General features: G+C 60.7%; 15 protein-coding genes and 1 tRNA gene. 5 read left to right on the forward strand and 11 right to left on the reverse strand.

Translation table 11 applies throughout. The features are described 5' to 3' along the window. Nucleotides 1-5: 5 nt before the first annotated feature. The 3 genes from clpS to AC0L7I_RS16110 form a co-directional block, all read right to left on the reverse strand. Nucleotides 6-362, reverse strand: a complete 357-nt coding sequence (gene clpS / locus AC0L7I_RS16100) for an ATP-dependent Clp protease adapter ClpS (RefSeq protein WP_473397443.1) — start codon at nucleotides 360-362, stop codon at nucleotides 6-8. A 97-nt stretch (nucleotides 363-459) separates the two neighbouring features. Further along, complete coding sequence (locus tag AC0L7I_RS16105) at nucleotides 460-861, reverse strand: DUF1499 domain-containing protein (protein WP_473397444.1); 402 nt, start codon at nucleotides 859-861, stop codon at nucleotides 460-462. A 145-nt stretch (nucleotides 862-1,006) separates the two neighbouring features. Continuing rightward, nucleotides 1,007-1,444 (reverse strand): phasin family protein, encoded by a 438-nt coding sequence (locus tag AC0L7I_RS16110; RefSeq protein ID WP_473397445.1) that lies wholly within the window; start codon nucleotides 1,442-1,444, stop codon nucleotides 1,007-1,009. Between the two features lie 280 nt (nucleotides 1,445-1,724). Between AC0L7I_RS16110 and AC0L7I_RS16115 the strand changes: the two genes are divergently transcribed. Both AC0L7I_RS16115 and AC0L7I_RS16120 read left to right on the forward strand, forming a co-directional pair. Next, nucleotides 1,725-2,861 (forward strand): D-alanyl-D-alanine carboxypeptidase family protein, encoded by a 1,137-nt coding sequence (locus tag AC0L7I_RS16115; protein ID WP_473397446.1) that lies wholly within the window; start codon nucleotides 1,725-1,727, stop codon nucleotides 2,859-2,861. A gap of 87 nt (nucleotides 2,862-2,948) precedes the next feature. Further along, nucleotides 2,949-3,911, forward strand: a complete 963-nt coding sequence (locus AC0L7I_RS16120; protein ID WP_473397447.1) for a KpsF/GutQ family sugar-phosphate isomerase — start codon at nucleotides 2,949-2,951, stop codon at nucleotides 3,909-3,911. Between the two features lie 72 nt (nucleotides 3,912-3,983). Here AC0L7I_RS16120 and AC0L7I_RS16125 read toward each other — a convergent pair whose 3' ends face one another. Both AC0L7I_RS16125 and galE read right to left on the reverse strand, forming a co-directional pair. Further along, nucleotides 3,984-4,784, reverse strand: coding sequence for an SIMPL domain-containing protein (locus AC0L7I_RS16125; RefSeq protein WP_473397448.1), 801 nt, complete (start codon nucleotides 4,782-4,784; stop codon nucleotides 3,984-3,986). A gap of 96 nt (nucleotides 4,785-4,880) precedes the next feature. After that, nucleotides 4,881-5,900, reverse strand: a complete 1,020-nt coding sequence (gene galE / locus AC0L7I_RS16130; RefSeq protein WP_473397449.1) for a UDP-glucose 4-epimerase GalE — start codon at nucleotides 5,898-5,900, stop codon at nucleotides 4,881-4,883. Nucleotides 5,901-6,061: 161 nt separating this feature from the next. Here galE and AC0L7I_RS16135 point away from each other — a divergent pair. Continuing rightward, nucleotides 6,062-6,138: transfer RNA gene (locus AC0L7I_RS16135), tRNA-Ile, on the forward strand. Nucleotide 6,139: 1 nt separating this feature from the next. On the opposite strand, the gene AC0L7I_RS16140 is transcribed toward AC0L7I_RS16135, so the two are convergent. Both AC0L7I_RS16140 and phhA read right to left on the reverse strand, forming a co-directional pair. Further along, nucleotides 6,140-7,093, reverse strand: a complete 954-nt coding sequence (locus tag AC0L7I_RS16140) for a UDP-glucuronic acid decarboxylase family protein (protein ID WP_473397450.1) — start codon at nucleotides 7,091-7,093, stop codon at nucleotides 6,140-6,142. A gap of 54 nt (nucleotides 7,094-7,147) precedes the next feature. Continuing rightward, the gene (phhA, locus tag AC0L7I_RS16145; protein WP_473397451.1) at nucleotides 7,148-8,029 is read right to left on the reverse strand and encodes a phenylalanine 4-monooxygenase; all 882 of its coding nucleotides are present in this window, start codon (nucleotides 8,027-8,029) and stop codon (nucleotides 7,148-7,150) included. 239 nt (nucleotides 8,030-8,268) lie between these two features. Between phhA and AC0L7I_RS16150 the strand changes: the two genes are divergently transcribed. Next, a complete protein-coding gene (locus AC0L7I_RS16150) occupies nucleotides 8,269-9,255 on the forward strand; it encodes a glycosyltransferase family 2 protein (RefSeq protein WP_473399168.1) in 987 nt (328 codons plus the stop codon). Here the strand turns inward: AC0L7I_RS16150 and AC0L7I_RS16155 are convergent. Further along, on the reverse strand, nucleotides 9,252-11,816 hold the full coding sequence (locus AC0L7I_RS16155) for a glycosyltransferase (RefSeq protein ID WP_473397452.1): 2,565 nt from the start codon (nucleotides 11,814-11,816) through the stop codon (nucleotides 9,252-9,254). The genes AC0L7I_RS16150 and AC0L7I_RS16155 overlap by 4 nt on opposite strands. 366 nt (nucleotides 11,817-12,182) lie before the next feature. Here AC0L7I_RS16155 and AC0L7I_RS16160 point away from each other — a divergent pair, with 366 nt between their 5' ends. After that, nucleotides 12,183-13,532: a DUF2793 domain-containing protein gene (locus AC0L7I_RS16160; protein WP_473397453.1), complete on the forward strand. Its 1,350-nt coding sequence runs from the start codon at nucleotides 12,183-12,185 to the stop codon at nucleotides 13,530-13,532. Between the two features lie 54 nt (nucleotides 13,533-13,586). Here the strand turns inward: AC0L7I_RS16160 and AC0L7I_RS16165 are convergent, their stop codons facing one another. The 3 genes from AC0L7I_RS16165 to AC0L7I_RS16175 are packed head-to-tail and all read right to left on the reverse strand — an operon-like array spanning nucleotide 13,587 to nucleotide 16,103. Beyond that, nucleotides 13,587-14,396: an ABC transporter ATP-binding protein gene (locus tag AC0L7I_RS16165; protein ID WP_473397454.1), complete on the reverse strand. Its 810-nt coding sequence runs from the start codon at nucleotides 14,394-14,396 to the stop codon at nucleotides 13,587-13,589. 4 nt (nucleotides 14,397-14,400) lie between these two features. After that, nucleotides 14,401-15,249 carry an ABC transporter permease gene (locus AC0L7I_RS16170; RefSeq protein WP_473397455.1) on the reverse strand — a complete coding sequence of 283 codons (849 nt, stop codon included), beginning with the start codon at nucleotides 15,247-15,249 and terminating at the stop codon, nucleotides 14,401-14,403. Further along, complete coding sequence (locus tag AC0L7I_RS16175; protein ID WP_473397456.1) at nucleotides 15,246-16,103, reverse strand: hypothetical protein; 858 nt, start codon at nucleotides 16,101-16,103, stop codon at nucleotides 15,246-15,248. Before AC0L7I_RS16175 ends, AC0L7I_RS16170 begins: the two co-directional genes overlap by 4 nt. Between the last annotated feature and the right edge of the window lie 22 nt (nucleotides 16,104-16,125).

Consider the following 16,125-nt stretch of genomic DNA (forward strand, 5'->3'; position numbering starts at 1 on the left):
TGAATCTAGTCTTCTTTCTCCATAACGCATTGGAGAGGGTGTTCATGGCGTTTGGCAAGGTCAAGCACCTGAGCGACTTTTGTTTCCGCCACTTCGTAGGTGTACACTCCGCACAATCCGACGCCCTTTTGATGGACGTGCAGCATGATCCGCGTCGCCTGTTCCCGCGAGCGATTGAAATAGCGCTCAAGAATATAGACGACGAATTCCATCGGCGTGTAGTCGTCGTTCAGCAGCAAGACCCGATAAAGCGAAGGCTTTTTAGTCTTGATCCGCGTCTGCGTGACGATGTCGACACCAATGCCGTCTCCGCCACCGGGCGGATTGCCCGCCGGCGGACCCGGCAAGTTCGGATCGCTCATCCGGACAAGATCAGATGTCATGGTCATGACCATAAGATATACGTTCCTGCGTGAGATTGAAGAGACCAAGCGTGGCAAAAGCATGACTTGCCTGCTTTTAGGGCATGGCGAGCGCGCTGAGCAGCGCGTTCACACGTTTGCCATTGGTCCCGAGATCGGAGTAGCCGACCCGTGATCGTGAGTAGACGACGAGCGTCGACTGGTGGTCGTGCCCTGCGACCGGTAGCACCAGAATGTCGACATCATCCTTGAACCGAAGCAACTTGGTCACCGCAATGAAACTGATACGGCCTGCCGCCGGGTCAGACGCTTTGATCTTCCAATCGCCGCGCGCCGCGACCATCTGCAGGATGTCCTCGAACAGCGCCTCTGGCGTGCGGTCGAAGACCGGCGATGATTCGTCCGGCATGGCAGCGTCAACAAAGCCGTCCGGAGCGACGAGCCAGTTGTTGGGTTTCGCCGACCGCTTGAAAGTCTGGAAGTCGATAAAATCGGTCATGCCACCATCGTAGTCGCCTTGCCCGGCGGATACCACGCGAAAAACATGAGCCCCAACAACAAAGAACCGGGCCAAACAGGCCCGGCTCTCCTTAATCTACCCACTCTACTGCCTGACAGGGCAAACCCCATCGGACCTCAGGAGCTTACTTGCTGGCCCAAGCCGTAGTGAAGGGCTTGGCAGCGTCACGCCATGCGAGCATGCAGAGCTCAGCTTGTGCGTTCACTTCTGACGTATAGGCAGAAAACAGGGATTTTGCAAAGCCTGATTGGATTTCCATGAGCTTGCGCGGGTCTTTCGCGCTCGTCATCGCTTGGGTGGCTTCGACGCCCTGCTCAATTGTGCGGGTGAGGAAGTCCACATTGCGGCTGCCAATCGTGCGCATCACCTCGGTCGAGGCAGTGGCGCGTTCAGTCATCGACTTGACGCCATCTTCGGCGAAGGTGCCGAACTTGGCAGCGATATCGGAGATCTTGTCCAGGCCGCCGTCGAGCATTTTGGTCGCAGCTTCGGAAGCGTGCGCCTCGGCTTTCGCGGTCGTGGCTGTTTTTGCTTTGGGGGCGGTTTTCGGTGACTTGGCCATGGTCGTATCCTTTTCCTGAGTCGTGTGACATTATAGCCAATCTTCTCGCAATTGCAACATATTTTGTGCGCCGCAACATAGGCATTCCTGCACGGTTTTTGCACAGTCACGTCCAGATTGCCGAAATTTGATGTCCAACCCTGCGTTAAGGTCTGGTCAACGCATTTCGGCGACTCTATCGTAAACCTCGGGCGGCTCGGGGTTAATACTTTTTCGAAGGTAGGCCACTATGAAACAGCGTGCTTTAGCCCCAGTGTTAAGAACACTTGCCTTTGCGGCAATGCTCGTCACGACGGGACTGTCTGCGCCTGTGGCTTTCGCCGAAAAGTACGCATCCATCGTGATCGACGCTGACACGAACGAAGTGCTCCACGCCCGCAACGCCGACGACGCGCGATATCCGGCATCGCTGACCAAAGTCATGACTCTCTACATGCTGTTCGATGCGCTGGAGGCTGGCGAAGTCACGCTGGACGAACGGCTCATGGTATCGCGTTATGCCGCCAACCAGGCCCCGTCCAACCTCAAGCTAAGACCCAACTCGTCCATCACCGTGCGCGATGCCATTGGCGCCCTCGTCACCAAGTCTGCCAATGATGTCGCCGTCGTAGTCGCCGAGCGCCTCGGTCGCACCGAAACCCGATTCGCCCGCCTCATGACCGTCAAGGCGCAGAGCCTCGGTCTGGAGAACACGACTTTCGTCAACGCATCAGGCCTGCCTGACACTCGTCAGGTCAGCACCGCGCGCGATCTCGCTATCCTTGCCGAAGCGATGCTCGATAATCACGGCGAGTCCTACCATTATTTCTCCAGGCCCCATTTCAGCTGGGCCGGCAAGACCTACAAGAACCACAACGAACTGCTCAAGACAGTCGACGGCGTCGACGGCATCAAGACCGGCTACACCCGGGCTTCCGGTTTCAACCTGATGACGTCGGCCCAGCGCGACGGTCACCGGATCATCGCCATCATGCTCGGTGGCAGCACCTCCAAGTCGCGGAATGCCCATGTCGCAGCGCTCGTCGAGGCCGCCTTCCACACTTATGAAATTCCCGATGATCCCGCCGATCCCGGCCGCAATATCGAGATGGCCTTCTCGGCATTCAACGGGTCATCAGCTGACCTCGACGCCGCTGCTGAGCCAATGCTCAACGGCCAACGCCTCAGCGTGGCAACCGCTGCCCGAGCGATCAACTTCAAACCCCTGCCTGCGCCGGAACCCGCGCTTGCATCCGAGTCCGATGATGAAGAAGAAGCCGAGGAGGTGCTTGTCGCCGATGCCGGCCAGGCCGCAGAGCCGGAATTCGAACAGGGCGACGCCACGCCGACCAGTTTCGACGGTGCGACCGTTGTCATCCCGGCAGGCCGCCCCGCATTTACGGTCAGCGAATACGAAGCTCGCCAATTCGCGCAATAGCTCTGACGCGCCGATCGCACTTCCAAGGCTTGACGAACGCTCCCATTCGGGCAGACGCCTGTGCGCATAGCCTTTAGGGAGCCGTCCTTGAAAACCGAGTCAGAGATCGATCTCGCGCGCAATGTCATCCGCATCGAGCGGGATGCGCTTGAGAAACTCGAAGCCGGCATCGACGATACCATTGTCCAGGCCGCAGACATCATCATGGCGACGGATCGCTATGTCATCGTCGCAGGCGTCGGCAAATCCGGCCATATCGGCCAGAAGATCGCCGCCAGCCTCGCTTCCACGGGCACCCCCTCATTCTTCCTTCACCCGACTGAAGCCAGCCACGGCGACCTCGGCATGATCGCGCCGGGCTCCGTCGTGCTCGCCATTTCCTATTCCGGGGAAAGCCGCGAGATGGTCGACCTCCTGCGCTACTGCCGCAGCCATGCGATCCCCGTGATCGGCATGACCCGCGCCCCGGATTCCACGCTCGGCCGCCTCTCCAATATCGTCCTGCACATGCCGACAGTCGCCGAAGCCTGCCCCAATGGTCTCGCCCCGACATCGTCCACGACGATGGCCCTTGCCCTGGGCGACGCCCTTACGATTCTCCTGATGGATCGGCGCGGCTTCAGCCGGGAAGACTTCGGCAGCCGCCACCCAGGCGGCAAGCTGGGCCGCTCGCTGCAAACTGCAGGCGATTACGTCGCCGACCGGCCTGAAGATATCCCCGTCGTGGCAACAGACGCCAGTGTGCAGGAGGTGATCCTCGCGGTCTCTGAAGGTCGCAAGGGCTGCGTCGCGGTCCTGAGCGTGGATGGCCGAATGATCGGCATGGTAACGGACGGAGACCTTCGCCGCGCCATGCTGGCCGGTAAACTCGACGGCGACGCCGCTTCCGTCATGACGCCCGATCCGCGCACCGTTGCGCCAGAGGAGCGCCTCGCTGTCGTCATCAAGCGCCTCAGCGAGCACCGCATCTCCAACGCTTTTGTCGTGGAGGACGGCCGCCCCATCGGCATCGTCGACATGAAAGACCTGCTCGCCGAAGGCTATGTCTGATACCGATCAGGCATGAAAAACGGCAGCTCCGTCAGGAACTGCCGTTAGTCAGACTTTCAAGTTGGACCTGGCCTATTTCACCAGTTCGAACCGGACATTGACGCGGGCTGTGTAGCCCACTTCGCCACCTGAAATCGGCGTGGAGGAATCCATCGCCATTTCCTTGCTGCGCGACATCATCGCCATCGGCTGAGGGCTATAATCGCCGCCCTCTGAAATGGTGACAATCCGGGCGACCTTGAGGCCAGCTGCACCGGCATAGAGATTGGCTTTGGCGAGCGCCTGTTCCATGGCCATGCGGCGGGCTTCGGCGCGCACGTCGTCATCATTGTCGAGGGCGAAGCTGATGCCCGAGAACGTGTTGCCGCCGGTCGAAACCAAGCTGTCCATCGTGGCACCGAGATTGTCGAGATCGCGCACTTTCACGGTCAACTGGTTGGAGGCTGTGTAGCCATCGAGCCGCTGTTCGCCGCGCGTTCGGCCCTTGCCGTCATTGATTTCGACATAAGTGTAGCGCGGCTGCAGCGAGAAGTTCGAGGTCTGCATGTCCTTCTTCTCGACGCCGGCCTTGGCCAACGCATCGAAAACGCCCGTCATCGCATTGGCCTGCTGCTGCATGGCCGCCTGCGCAGTATCGGCATCGGCCTGAACGCCAGCCGAGAGATAGGCGATATCCGGTTCACGCATGACCTGGCCTTCCGCGGATATATCGAGCGTGGTTTCCGGCTGGATGGAGTTCGGATTCGGCATCACCATCATGTGGCCCGCTTGGCCTGGAGCGGCCTGGCTCATCGGCATCTGCGCGCAGGCTGCCGGCGACAAAGCGAGGGCGCAGATGCCCATGGCGGCGGCCATTGAGTTTGGTTTCGGCATTGTCGGGACTCCCTATTGTTGGTGGCCATATGTCCCAAAGGATTAAGGCCGCAACACGGCAAAGGTTGCCGGCGGCTCCAAAAAATCGGCGTGATTTCAGGCTGCGTCGAAGCCGTTGGGATTCTGGCTTTGCCAGGCCCATTGGTCGCGGCACATGTCCGACAGACCGTACTCCGCCCGCCACCCGAGCAGCGCTTCGGCCTGACGCGGATCTGCCCAGAATGCGGCAATGTCACCGCAGCGCCGCGGAACGAAATTCATGGGTACCTTTCGCCCGCTCGCAGCCTCGAAGGCCGAGACCAGTTCGAGCACGGAGGTGCCCTGCCCGGTGCCGAGATTGACCGTGATCGCCCCCGGCTCGCGCTCAAATCTTTCCAGCGCCAGGACATGGGCCCGGGCAAGATCGACGACATGCAGGTAGTCGCGCACGCCTGTGCCATCCGGCGTGTCATAATCGTTCCCGAACACGTTCAGCGCCGGGCGCCGCCCGACAGCGACCTGCGCAACATAGGGCATCAGGTTGTTGGGCACGCCATGCGGGTCTTCGCCGATTTGCCCGCTGGCATGCGCGCCGATGGGGTTGAAGTAGCGCAGGATCGCAACATCGGTCATCCCGCCAGATTCGACCAGATCGTTGAGCATCAATTCGACCGACAGCTTGGTCTGGCCGTAGGGGTTCGTCGGGCTGAGCGGATGGCTCTCGGTATAGGGCAGGAAGACCGGCTCGCCATAGACCGTCGCGCTGGAACTGAACACGAAGCGCCGCGTCCCGGCATTCATCATCGCCGTCAGCAGGCTATGTGTGCCGATCACATTGGCGCTGTAATAATCGAGCGGCTTGGCAACAGAATCCCCGACAGCCTTGAGGCCGGCAAAATGAATGACCGAATCGCATTTGTGCTTCAACAGGATTTCCGTGATCCGGTCGGTATCACGCACGTCAGCCTCATAGGAGGGCAATTCATGATTGGTCAGGCGCCTCACACGGTCGAGCGAGGCCGGGCTGCTATTGACGAAATTGTCGACGACAACAGGGGAATACCCGCGTGAAAGCAGTTCGACGCAAGTGTGCGTGCCAATATAGCCCGCCCCTCCAGTCACCAGAACCTGCTTCATAATGGCATCCTTGCAGACGAATCCGGTCGATTCAATGTGAATCCGGCCCTGTCACGCATTTCAATCTGTTTATCATCTGACCCAATGCAATTTCGTGACCAAAAGCCATGAATTGCGCCATTGCCACGGGTGAAAGCCATGCTTAAACGGGAACTTCAGAAGGGCCCGTAGCTCAGTTGGTTAGAGCGGACCGCTCATAACGGTTTGGTCGCAGGTTCGAGTCCTGCCGGGCCCACCATTCATAGCATCTGCTGAATTTCTTCCTCGAAATAGGCGATCGTCGGTTTCAGGCCGTCGTCCAGCTTGACAGTTGGTTCCCAACTGAGCTTGTCCCGTGCCAACGTGATATCGGGTTGGCGCTGCTTGGGGTCGTCCTGCGGCAGCGGCTTGTGCACCAGTTTGGACTTGGAGCCCGTCAGGTCGATAATCCGTTCGGCCAGTTGGCGGATCGTGAATTCGCCCGGGTTTCCGATATTTACCGGCCCCACAAATTCGGGCCCTGTTCCCATCAGCGAAATCAGTCCCGTCACCAAGTCAGACACATAGCAGAAACTGCGCGTTTGCTGGCCGTCGCCATAGAGCGTGATGTCCTCACCCTTCAACGCCTGCACGATGAAGTTCGAGACGACCCGGCCATCGTTCGGATGCATGCGCGGACCGTATGTGTTGAAGATGCGGGCGACTTTGATCTCGACCTTGTGCTGGCGGTAATAGTCGAAAAACAGCGTTTCGGCGCAACGCTTGCCTTCATCATAGCAACTGCGCGGTCCGATCGGATTGACGTTGCCCCAATAGTCCTCCGTCTGCGGGTGGATCACGGGATCGCCGTAGACTTCAGACGTCGAGGCCTGGAGGATGCGCGCCCGCGTCCGCTTGGCGAGCCCCAGCATGTTGATCGCGCCGTGGACGCTGGTCTTGGTCGTCTGGACGGGGTCGAACTGGTAGTGGATCGGGCTGGCCGGGCAGGCTAGATTGTAAATCTGGTCAACTTCCACAAACAGCGGAAACGTCACGTCGTGACGCATCACTTCGAATTTCGGGTCGTCGAGCAAATGGGCGACATTCGTGCGCCGTCCGGTGAAGAAATTGTCGACACACAGGACTTCCGCCCCGGTTTCGAGTAGCCGTTCACACAGGAAAGAACCGATGAAGCCGGCGCCACCGGTAACGAGGATGCGAGGGACATAATGCATCACAGCGGGGTGCGGGCTTTTTCCTGAACGGTCAAGAGGTCTAGGCGGTTGCCTTCACAGGCCTGCCTTGCGTTTGCGGAAATAAGCCAGAGTTCCGCGATGGAGAACATCGTCCCCCGCGGATATCTCGTGCGCCTCGAAGTCGGGTTTTCCCTTCACGTCCGCATAGACATTCCCAAAGTCCTTGTAGCAGGCTTCGAGCAGCGCCTCGAAACTGTCGATGACGAAATAGGTCTGCTGGAAATCGTCGATAATGTACTTTGTCCGCATGACGCGCGGCAGGTCGAAAGCAATCCGGTTGGGGCTGTCGGCCTCCATCGCGAACACGGTCTCGTTCGGACTCGACAGGATGCCGGCGCCGTAGATGCGAAGGCCACCGGCCTCACGAATCAGACCGAACTCCACCGTGTACCAGTAGAGCCTTGCCAGGTTATGCAACTGGCCCAGTTCCATCGCGCGCTGGCCACCTTTGCCATAGGCCTCCATGAAATCGGCAAAAACCGGATTGGCCAGCATCGGCACATGGCCGAAAATATCATGGAAGATGTCCGGCTCCTGCAGATAGTCGAACTCGGCCTCCGGGCGGATGAACGCGCCAGCAGGGAATCGCCGGTTGGCGAGATGATTGAAAAACACCTCATCCGGGACGAGTTCAGCCACCGGCACGATTCGCCATCCCGTGATGGGCTCAAGCCGGTCTGACAGCTTTTCCATATCTGGTACACCTGACGCAGAAAGCTCCAGCGTTGCCATCGCATTCAGCGCGGCCTGACAGCCGCGATTTCGTGTCACATCGCGCTGCCGGTGGAACAGTCTGTCCCACCTGTCGTGCTCTTCGGCTGAATAGGAATTCCAGTCCTGATCAATTGTGAAATCAGTTGCCCGCGGTGCGGCGTGGTACCGGTTCTTGATGGGGTGTGTTGGAGACGCATTCATGCTGCAGACCTGCTTCTTTCCTGATTGCGACGGCGTTCATTCCATCACGGCTGGCGCTGAAATCAAGCCACCCACCAATAAGTTTCATCTGAAACCATATCGCAAGCACAACCTGATGCATAGGTCTCGGTGACCTCACAGTCCGTCACCCTATTGACGGACCCGTCCCTGCGAGCCGAAAGAAGGGGCGGACGCGGCCAAAGGAGAGTCAGCTGACCCATCTCAGTCCTGAATTCACGATTATCATTGTCAACTACAATGCTGGCGACATGATCCAGGACGCGGTCAATTCGCTGGCTCAACAAACGTATGATGACTTCGAATTGATCGTCGTCGACAATGCTTCGAGCGACGGCTCGGCCGAGCGCCTTGACCTTAGTGCAATGAAATCTGCCACACTCCATCGGATGAACGAAAACCTTGGGTTTGCTGTCGCCAACAACTGGGCAGCCAGACGCGCCTCGGGCAAGTGGCTTGTCCTGCTGAACCCCGACACGATCGCCGAGCCGGACTGGCTTCAACAGCTCAGACTCGCCAGCGCCCGGCACGCCGATGTGCGCGTTTTCGCGTCGGCACAGATCAGCCTGGATGATCCTCGAAGCATGGACGGAGCTGGCGATGCCTATCTCGTTTTCGGGTTCCCATGGCGCGGGGGTTTCGGGCATGCCCTGTCCGAGATGCCTGGCGAGGCGGATTGCTTCAGCCCCTGCGGAGCGTCGGCCATGTACGACCGCGAGCTTTTCCTGGCTCATGATGGCTTTGATGAGCGCTTCTTCTGCTATTGCGAAGACGTCGATCTCGGTTACCGGATGCAGCTGGCTGGTGAAAGGTGCGTATTCGTGCCTGCGGCGGTCATCCGGCATGCCGGTAGCGCCGTATCCGGGCGACATTCTGAATTCTCAATCTATCACGGAACGCGCAATCGGCTCTGGACCTATGCCAAGAACACACCTTGGCCAATTCTGCTCCTGACCCTGCCCGGCCATCTGGCACTCACAGTGTATATTCTGGCCCGCAGCCCTGTGATCGGGCGGTTTGGGGCAACGGCACGTGGCCTTGTCGACGGCTTCAAAGGGATGGGACGGATACGTTCCGGCACCGGCTGGCGCACAATGCAACGCCAGACCAGCCTGTGGCGCCTCGTGCGCACAATGGCGTGGAATCCGTGGAAGATGAGCACGCGAACACCACATGTGCGCCCGCTCGACAGCGACGGGCTGCGCTAGGAAAAGCGCGTGTCGATCCGCGCCAGATGCTCGGAGACAATCGCTCCGATCGCCTCAACGGAATGCGTCTGCGCGATGTTCCTTGCATTCTTGCCAATGGCTTCAATGTCCGGGCCACCTTCGGCTGCGCGGCGCATCAGCTGCGCGGCGACATCAGTATCCGGGCAGGCCCAGACTTGAAGATTGGACTGGGGGTAGTCTGCCTCGCCGACCGGAACGAGCGTGTATGGCACGATGAGGCAATTGGAGTGCGTGGTGAAATCCATCGAGCCGCCATAGCCCGTGGCAATCACGATCTTGCCGAGGGCCATGCACTCGGCAATGTTGAGCCCGAACCCTTCCGACCTGTGCAGGGAAACGAAACTGTCGCAGGCCGCCTGCAACCGCCGGTAATTGTCTCCGTCCAAAGGCGAGTCGATGAGGATCACCCGCGGATCAGAAGACATCTGCTCAAAGACTTCGCGCCTGTCGTCGCTGCGCTCGCCCGTGCCATGCGTTTTCACCACGAACCTCGGATCGGAGTCCGACCGATCCGGAAACGCCTTGCAAAATGCGTGATAGGCGCCATGCAGGTTCTTGCGCCGCATATAGGAATTGAAGTCAGCCGCACACAGGAAATGAAACCGGCCCGGTTCGATTCCCGGAAACCCCGGCTCGACATCAGTCGCGCTGGTGAGGACAGGATGCGGTACGACTTCGACCCGCTTTTCAGTGACCTTCGCCACAGCATCGCGCACGAACGTGGATGGCACCCAGATTTCGTCATAGGAGTTGAGCGCCGAATGCCAGACATTCGGAAACCGTGACAATTCCCAAGCCCAATACCCGATCCGGTATTTCCCGGTCAGGTCGCGGGCCGGGATACTACCGAGGACCGGCTCAGTCTGGTCTGCGTTGGCTTGGAACAGGGCAGTCCGGTAAGGGCTGGCGCCATGGACGCACCCGTCGGGCCGGGCTAGCACATTCGCCTGGCTGTCCGGCGAGGCAAGCACATGCGCGCACGAATTGACGCCGTGCGCAGACAGTGCGACTGCCAGGCGCCGGGCGCCTTCACCGACACCGCTGACAGTCTGGAAGTAGCCATAGAGCGAGACGCCCTTCCTGAGGGCAGGGTCCAGGCTTCCGCGCGAATGCAGCTTGAGGGCTGACAGTTCGCCGGTTGGGGTACTGGAGGCGGCCCGCAGCAACACCGACCGTAAACGTGTCCGGACGTCCTGAGGAAACAGGCGATAGAACTTGCGCAGCTTTGATGCATGGCCGAGCACCATGCGGGCGCTCGTTATCGACAGGGCAAGCCCGCCTGAATGAACGGCAACATCCGCCCTGTCGAAATCGGACCGAACCATCATCGACATGCGCCCGACCAGTTCCGGAGGCAGACCGTACTCCACTGGCGCACTCGAGAAGAACCACCGGGTCAGGGCCTCACGGCCCTGCGCTGTGGACAGGCTGAACTCTTTCTGGAGATCCGTGCGGTGCAGCCATATCTCATACAGCAGCTTTGATATCGGGAACGACTTGAAGGCGGTTCCGGTTTCCTGTTCAGGCTCGAGCGCCCACTCGAAATCGGCGGCAAAGGCCTCGTCGCGGCTGAGCGGGCGTGCCCGGTGGTGATGCCCGAACGCTGCACGGTAAATGTCCGGAAGGCGGGTGCCATCGCTGAACGTGCCGTAGGCGTAGGGAATCTCGCGCAGGTGCGCATGGCCGAACATCATCAGGTTGTCGAGATATTCGCCGTGAAGCTCCTTCAGGGCGCCGATATTCGCAGGCGTGTAGCGGTTCTGGTGCTTGGAGAAAACGCTGTGATTGCCCGGAACGACGCCGCTGAAGTGGAAGAAATGGAGCGGCTGGCCAGCGGCCTGCCATCCGTCCGCCGTGCGAGTGATCTCGCGATGGCTGAGATTCCAGTAGGCGGTATTGTAGCCCGGATGGCGCAGGATATGGGCCTTTTCGCAGATCGATGGGGCGAGATCCATGAACTTCTGGTCGACGAACAGTCCGTTCTCCAGGTCGACGCGGCAATCCTGTTTCAGGTGTTCGGCCCACCAGCTCATCAGGTTCGATACGTCGGCACTGCGACGCGCCGCCAGGAACCCCAGATTGTAGCAACCCGTGCGCAGGATGCGGATGTCATCCGGGTCGCCGCCGTCATCGAGCGGGGCGGTGATGTGCGGCGTCAGCACGAGGTTCGCGCCGGCCTCCAGCGCGTCCGTCACGTGAGTCAGCGGCCTGACGACAAAAATGTCCGGATCGAGATAGATCGCGCCATCATAGCCTTCCTTCTCGAGAAGGAAGCGGAAGCAACTCGGCTTGATCGCCGTGTTGAACTCCATGATCGAATAGCGCAGCGCCATGTCCCAGAACGTCGGAATGTCGAGATCGCGCGCTTCAACGACACGGAACGGCAAGTCCGGGAAAGCGTCCGGGTCCTCGATCTCGTCGGCCAGGAACAGCACGAAATCGAATGCGGAGTCGGGATCGGCCTCTTTCAGGGAGGCATAGAGCGTGCGCGCGTAGGCGAGGTAGTTCGACGAACAGATCGTGAAGTAGGCAGTCTTCATTACTCTACACTTCCCCTGCACGCCATCACACGCGGATCCTCGCCCCCGAGACGAAAACCGCATGCCGGTTATATCCAGCGCACCAGATGCTGCCAAGCCTTCAACTGAAGCGCGTCGGCAATCTGCTGCGCCGTGAACTCACGCCCGGCGCCACCTCCGGAATCTTGACCGATTTCAAAGCAAATTCTGGCCCGAACCGCGAAGACGGGCGCCTCTATCCCTGCGAATCAGCCATCAAAATCCCAACGGTTACGGGCTTTTCACGACCTGATCGCCCGCGCCGCTCCGACCGGGCACCGGTTCGGCATAGAATTGGGGCCCGCGAACAAGGATCCGGCCGGGTCCACGCGCATGACGGAGCCCCCGATGAGCCAGACGAGCCGCCTTTCCCTGCCCTATATTTTCCCCAACCAGGCGCAAAAGCACGTGACCCACAATGAAGCCCTGCGCCTGGTCGACGTGCTTGTGCAGGCCTCGGTCCGATCCATGGGCACTCCCGCCCAACCGGTCGATCCGGCCCCCGGCGACACCTACCTGCTGCCTGCCGATGCGACCGGCACCGACTGGCTTGGCCAGCCGGCCGGTACGATTGCAAACCATGCAGACGGCGCCTGGCAATTCCTTGTTCCGCAGGTCGGATGGCAGTGCTTCGTCGAAGATACGGCGCGCCGGATGACGTTTGACGGCACGACCTGGCAGGACGACGCGACACTCGCCGGCTCGCCCGCGCTGTTCGGCGTGAACACCGAGGCCGACGCAACGAACCGGCTGGCCGTCAAGGCGGACGCCGAGCTGCTCAGCCATGATGACGTGACGCCGGGGTCTGGCGACGCGCGCAAGATCATCAACAAGGCCGGCCCGTCAGGGACAGCATCGGTCGTGTTCCAGTCTGACTGGGAGAGCCGCGCCGAGTTCGGCCTCATTGGCGACGACAACTTCACATTGAACGTCAGCACCGACGGCGCAATGTTCCAGTCGGCCGCCCAGTTTGACGCTGGCACCGGTGCGGCCACCTTTCCGGGCGGGGTGCTGCACCCGGCCTCGGGCGTTCCGCAACGCTCCCTCCTGCCGCTCGCCGGCGGCGACGGCACCGTGTCGATCTACCGGATCAACCCGTCGCGCCTGCAGAATCCGCGCAGTTTTACGCTCGCATCCGTCTCGGGAACGACGCTCACGCTGTCTGCACCGGCCAGCGACCAGGTTTTCAACGATACGGTCATGGGCGGCGTCTCGATGGTGCGTGTCTGGAACACGAGCCTTTCGCCCAACCAGTCCGCCTGGATTGTCGGCGCGCCGGACGCCTCCTCGCTGCTGGTGCTCGACGCCGCATCGCTTGCCGACTGGACAGCCGGACACAGCGTGCAGGTCGGCGAGCCGACCGGCGTCACCAGCGGGCGCGTGATTGCGCTCGACATCAGCCCCATGCTCCAGGCCACACTCGGCGCGGTATTCTACCAGTCGGGACTCTTGGTGCGCATGGCCGCCGTGGCGGACAGTGGCAATGATTGCGGGCTCGACGTTTCTCCCGACGGCACCGGCGGGTCGTTTCTCGGGGTGCGCGGATTTGCCGGCGAAACGTCAGGCACGGCACAGTTCCTGGTCGCCTGCCCGATTCCGTCTCCCGTCTCGCAATCCAATCTCGTGTTCGTGCGCGAAAATGCCTTCGGTGGAACTGTAGGCGTCTCGATTGCTGCGGCCTCTGCTGTGCTGACCTGACCTTGGCATGCGGGACAGGGCTGTTGAGTGCCATCCAGCTCGCGCCCGGACCATCTATTCCTCAAATTCGTCCGGGAGTTCACGTGCACCCTTGCCGCGGCCGCGCGGCGGGCGGGGTGGGGGCGCGTCCGGCTCGAACTCGGCCAGCACCTCATCAAGCTCGCCGAACTTCATGACCCGCCCGTTTTCGAGCCACAATGCCTTTGTGCAGGTGCTGCGGAGGAGCGAGTGGGAGTGCGATGCCAGAACCAGGATGCCCGCCTTCTCGACATGCTCGTTCATGCGCGCCTTGGCCTTGCGCTTGAAGTCGGCATCCCCGGCTGACACCCACTCGTCGAGCAGCAGGATTTCGGGCTCGAACGCCGTGGCGACCGAAAAGAGAAGGCGCGCGCGCATGCCGGCGGAATAGGTGCTCATCGGCAGGTACAGGAAATCGCCGATGTCGGCGAATTCGCAAATCTCGTCGACTTTCGCCAGCACTTCCTCGCGCCGGAACCCGCGCATCAGGCCGCCAAGAACGATGTTCTCGTAACCGGTCGCCACCGGCCGCGTTCCCAGGCTGAGTTCGAACAGGGCGTCGGTCATGCCCTCAACATCGATCCGGCCACGCTCGGGCGGGTAGATGCCATGCAAAAGGCGCAGCAGCGTTGACTTGCCCGACCCGTTGCGCCCGACAATCGCCAGCCTGTCGCCAGTCTGGAGGTTCAGGCTGATGTCCCGCAGGACCTCGAACCGCCGGGCGCGGCCGCGCCAGTCCGGGCGCAGGCGATCATCCGCGCCGGGCGCAGGCGTACTTGTCTTGACGCTCTGGCTGGTGCGGATGGGGAAGGAAAAGCTGACGGAGTCCAGGATGATATGAGGCATGGTGTCAGACCCAGGCCGCCAGGCGCAACCGGAAGAACTTGAAAACCAAAATGGCGACGACCCACAAAATGGCCGTCGCCGAGATGACCACGATCCAGTTGGCCATCGTGGGATAGTTACCGAGCAGCGGCGACCGGAATATTTCGAGGAAATGGGTGAAGGGGTTATAGTGCGCGAGCTGGACCCGCATGCCGCCGCGACCTTCATAGTCCCAGAACACGGGCGTCGCGAAAAAGGCGATCCGCATGATTGCGGGAATCAGTTGCTGGAAGTCGGCAGACCAGGCGCCGATGCAGCCGAGCAGCAAGCCCACCGGGATCGACGCGATGACGTAGATCACCAGCGCCAGCAGTGCCACGGCCAGCATTGGCAGGCTCGGCACGCCGCAATAGAGCACGATCGGGATCACCACGAGAAACGTCAGCGCCGCTTCAAGCATGCTGGAATAGAGGTTTCGCAAGACAAGCACCGTGAACGGCGCCGGCGTCGACCGGATCCACGGGCCGTTGCCGCCAAACACGGAAACGCCCTTTCCGACAATGCCCGACAGGAAGTTCCAGACGATCATCCCCGACGACAGGTAGAGCGTGTATTCCGCCTGCGTCTTGCCGGGCGACGCGCGTCCGAAAATCAGCACGAAAATCGCGATCATCAACAGGAAGGATATCAGCATCCACGCGATGCCGAGCGTCGAACGGCGGTATCTCTGGCGCAGGTCTTCCCAGGCGAGCGCCCGCCACAGCGGATGCAGGCGAATGGACGCATAAATGTCGAACGCGACCGAATCCGTGCGACGCATCAAACGGCGCCGAAGCATCTCGCGGCGTGAAATCTCGTCGGAAGTGGTGCTCATTCGGTCGGGGCTCCTTCGGCCCCATACCCATAGGCGGTAAAGTCGTCGGCGAATACGCGGCGAATGATCTTTCCTGACGGACTGGCCGCAATCGTAGCGGCTGTGGGCTGGAACAGGGCGAAGTCGGATCGCCGCTGAACCGGAAGGCCTACGCTGAGCAAGGATTTGGCCACCGCAGCCCCGGTCGGCGTGGTGTCGTGATGATGACCGGACGAATGCACGCGGGCCGCCCGGGCCGTGCTCCGGAGCCCGAGTTCCTTCTCGACATGCAGGAACGCGTTGGGATGATCTTCCAGCTTCACCGATTTGACCTCGATCCTTGATTCGAAGGATTGGTACTGCGGAGCAAGATGCGGGTCGAGCCGGTTCTTGGGCTGGCGCCCCATCCACGACACGAATTGATGGAACGAATAGGCATATTCGATCTCGGTGTCGGTACCCATCAGGTCCATGAGAATCGCGCGCCGTGTGCGGGTCGACCAATGGTCTTCAGCCTTCAGCGTGCGCCGGTTGCAGGTTTCCAGGAATCCACTGAACGCGCGCAGGTAGGGGTTGCGAACAAACTTGAGCACCGGCTTTCCGTTGCGAATCGCCTGAGCGCAGCTTTTCCCGTAGGCCGGATCTGCCTTGAAGACCTCGTGCTCATAGTGATGAACCCACCGGCTGGCCGCAAGGGCATCGTCCAGCAGGCCGACATGATAGAAGAACCATTTGGCCGCCACCGTACATGCGGACTTTTCCGACCAGAGCAGGACGGCAGGGAACCCCTCATGGTGAAACGGAACCCTGGCATGGAAGTCCTGGGCGCGCACCCGGCGTCCGGGTTGCGGCAGAATACTGGTAATGCGGTTCACGCAGTCACTCCTCAGGCCTGCC

The organism is Hyphomonas sp. J20-32, assembly GCF_055808555.1.

Excerpts from the sequence above, each read along its gene's own strand:
- AC0L7I_RS16140 (WP_473397450.1), bottom strand. The coding sequence starts at position 7,093 with ATGCATTATGTCCCTCGCATCCTCGTTACCGGTGGCGCCGGCTTCATC.
- AC0L7I_RS16170 (WP_473397455.1), bottom strand. The coding sequence starts at position 15,249 with ATGAGCACCACTTCCGACGAGATTTCACGCCGCGAGATGCTTCGGCGC.
- AC0L7I_RS16155 (WP_473397452.1), bottom strand. The coding sequence starts at position 11,816 with ATGAAGACTGCCTACTTCACGATCTGTTCGTCGAACTACCTCGCCTAC.
- AC0L7I_RS16165 (WP_473397454.1), bottom strand. The coding sequence starts at position 14,396 with ATGCCTCATATCATCCTGGACTCCGTCAGCTTTTCCTTCCCCATCCGC.
- AC0L7I_RS16110 (WP_473397445.1), bottom strand. The coding sequence starts at position 1,444 with ATGGCCAAGTCACCGAAAACCGCCCCCAAAGCAAAAACAGCCACGACC.
- AC0L7I_RS16105 (WP_473397444.1), bottom strand. The coding sequence starts at position 861 with ATGACCGATTTTATCGACTTCCAGACTTTCAAGCGGTCGGCGAAACCC.
- AC0L7I_RS16115 (WP_473397446.1), top strand. The coding sequence starts at position 1,725 with ATGCTCGTCACGACGGGACTGTCTGCGCCTGTGGCTTTCGCCGAAAAG.
- phhA (WP_473397451.1), bottom strand. The coding sequence starts at position 8,029 with ATGAATGCGTCTCCAACACACCCCATCAAGAACCGGTACCACGCCGCA.
- AC0L7I_RS16160 (WP_473397453.1), top strand. The coding sequence starts at position 12,183 with ATGAGCCAGACGAGCCGCCTTTCCCTGCCCTATATTTTCCCCAACCAG.
- clpS (WP_473397443.1), bottom strand. The coding sequence starts at position 362 with ATGAGCGATCCGAACTTGCCGGGTCCGCCGGCGGGCAATCCGCCCGGT.
- galE (WP_473397449.1), bottom strand. The coding sequence starts at position 5,900 with ATGAAGCAGGTTCTGGTGACTGGAGGGGCGGGCTATATTGGCACGCAC.
- AC0L7I_RS16125 (WP_473397448.1), bottom strand. The coding sequence starts at position 4,784 with ATGCCGAAACCAAACTCAATGGCCGCCGCCATGGGCATCTGCGCCCTC.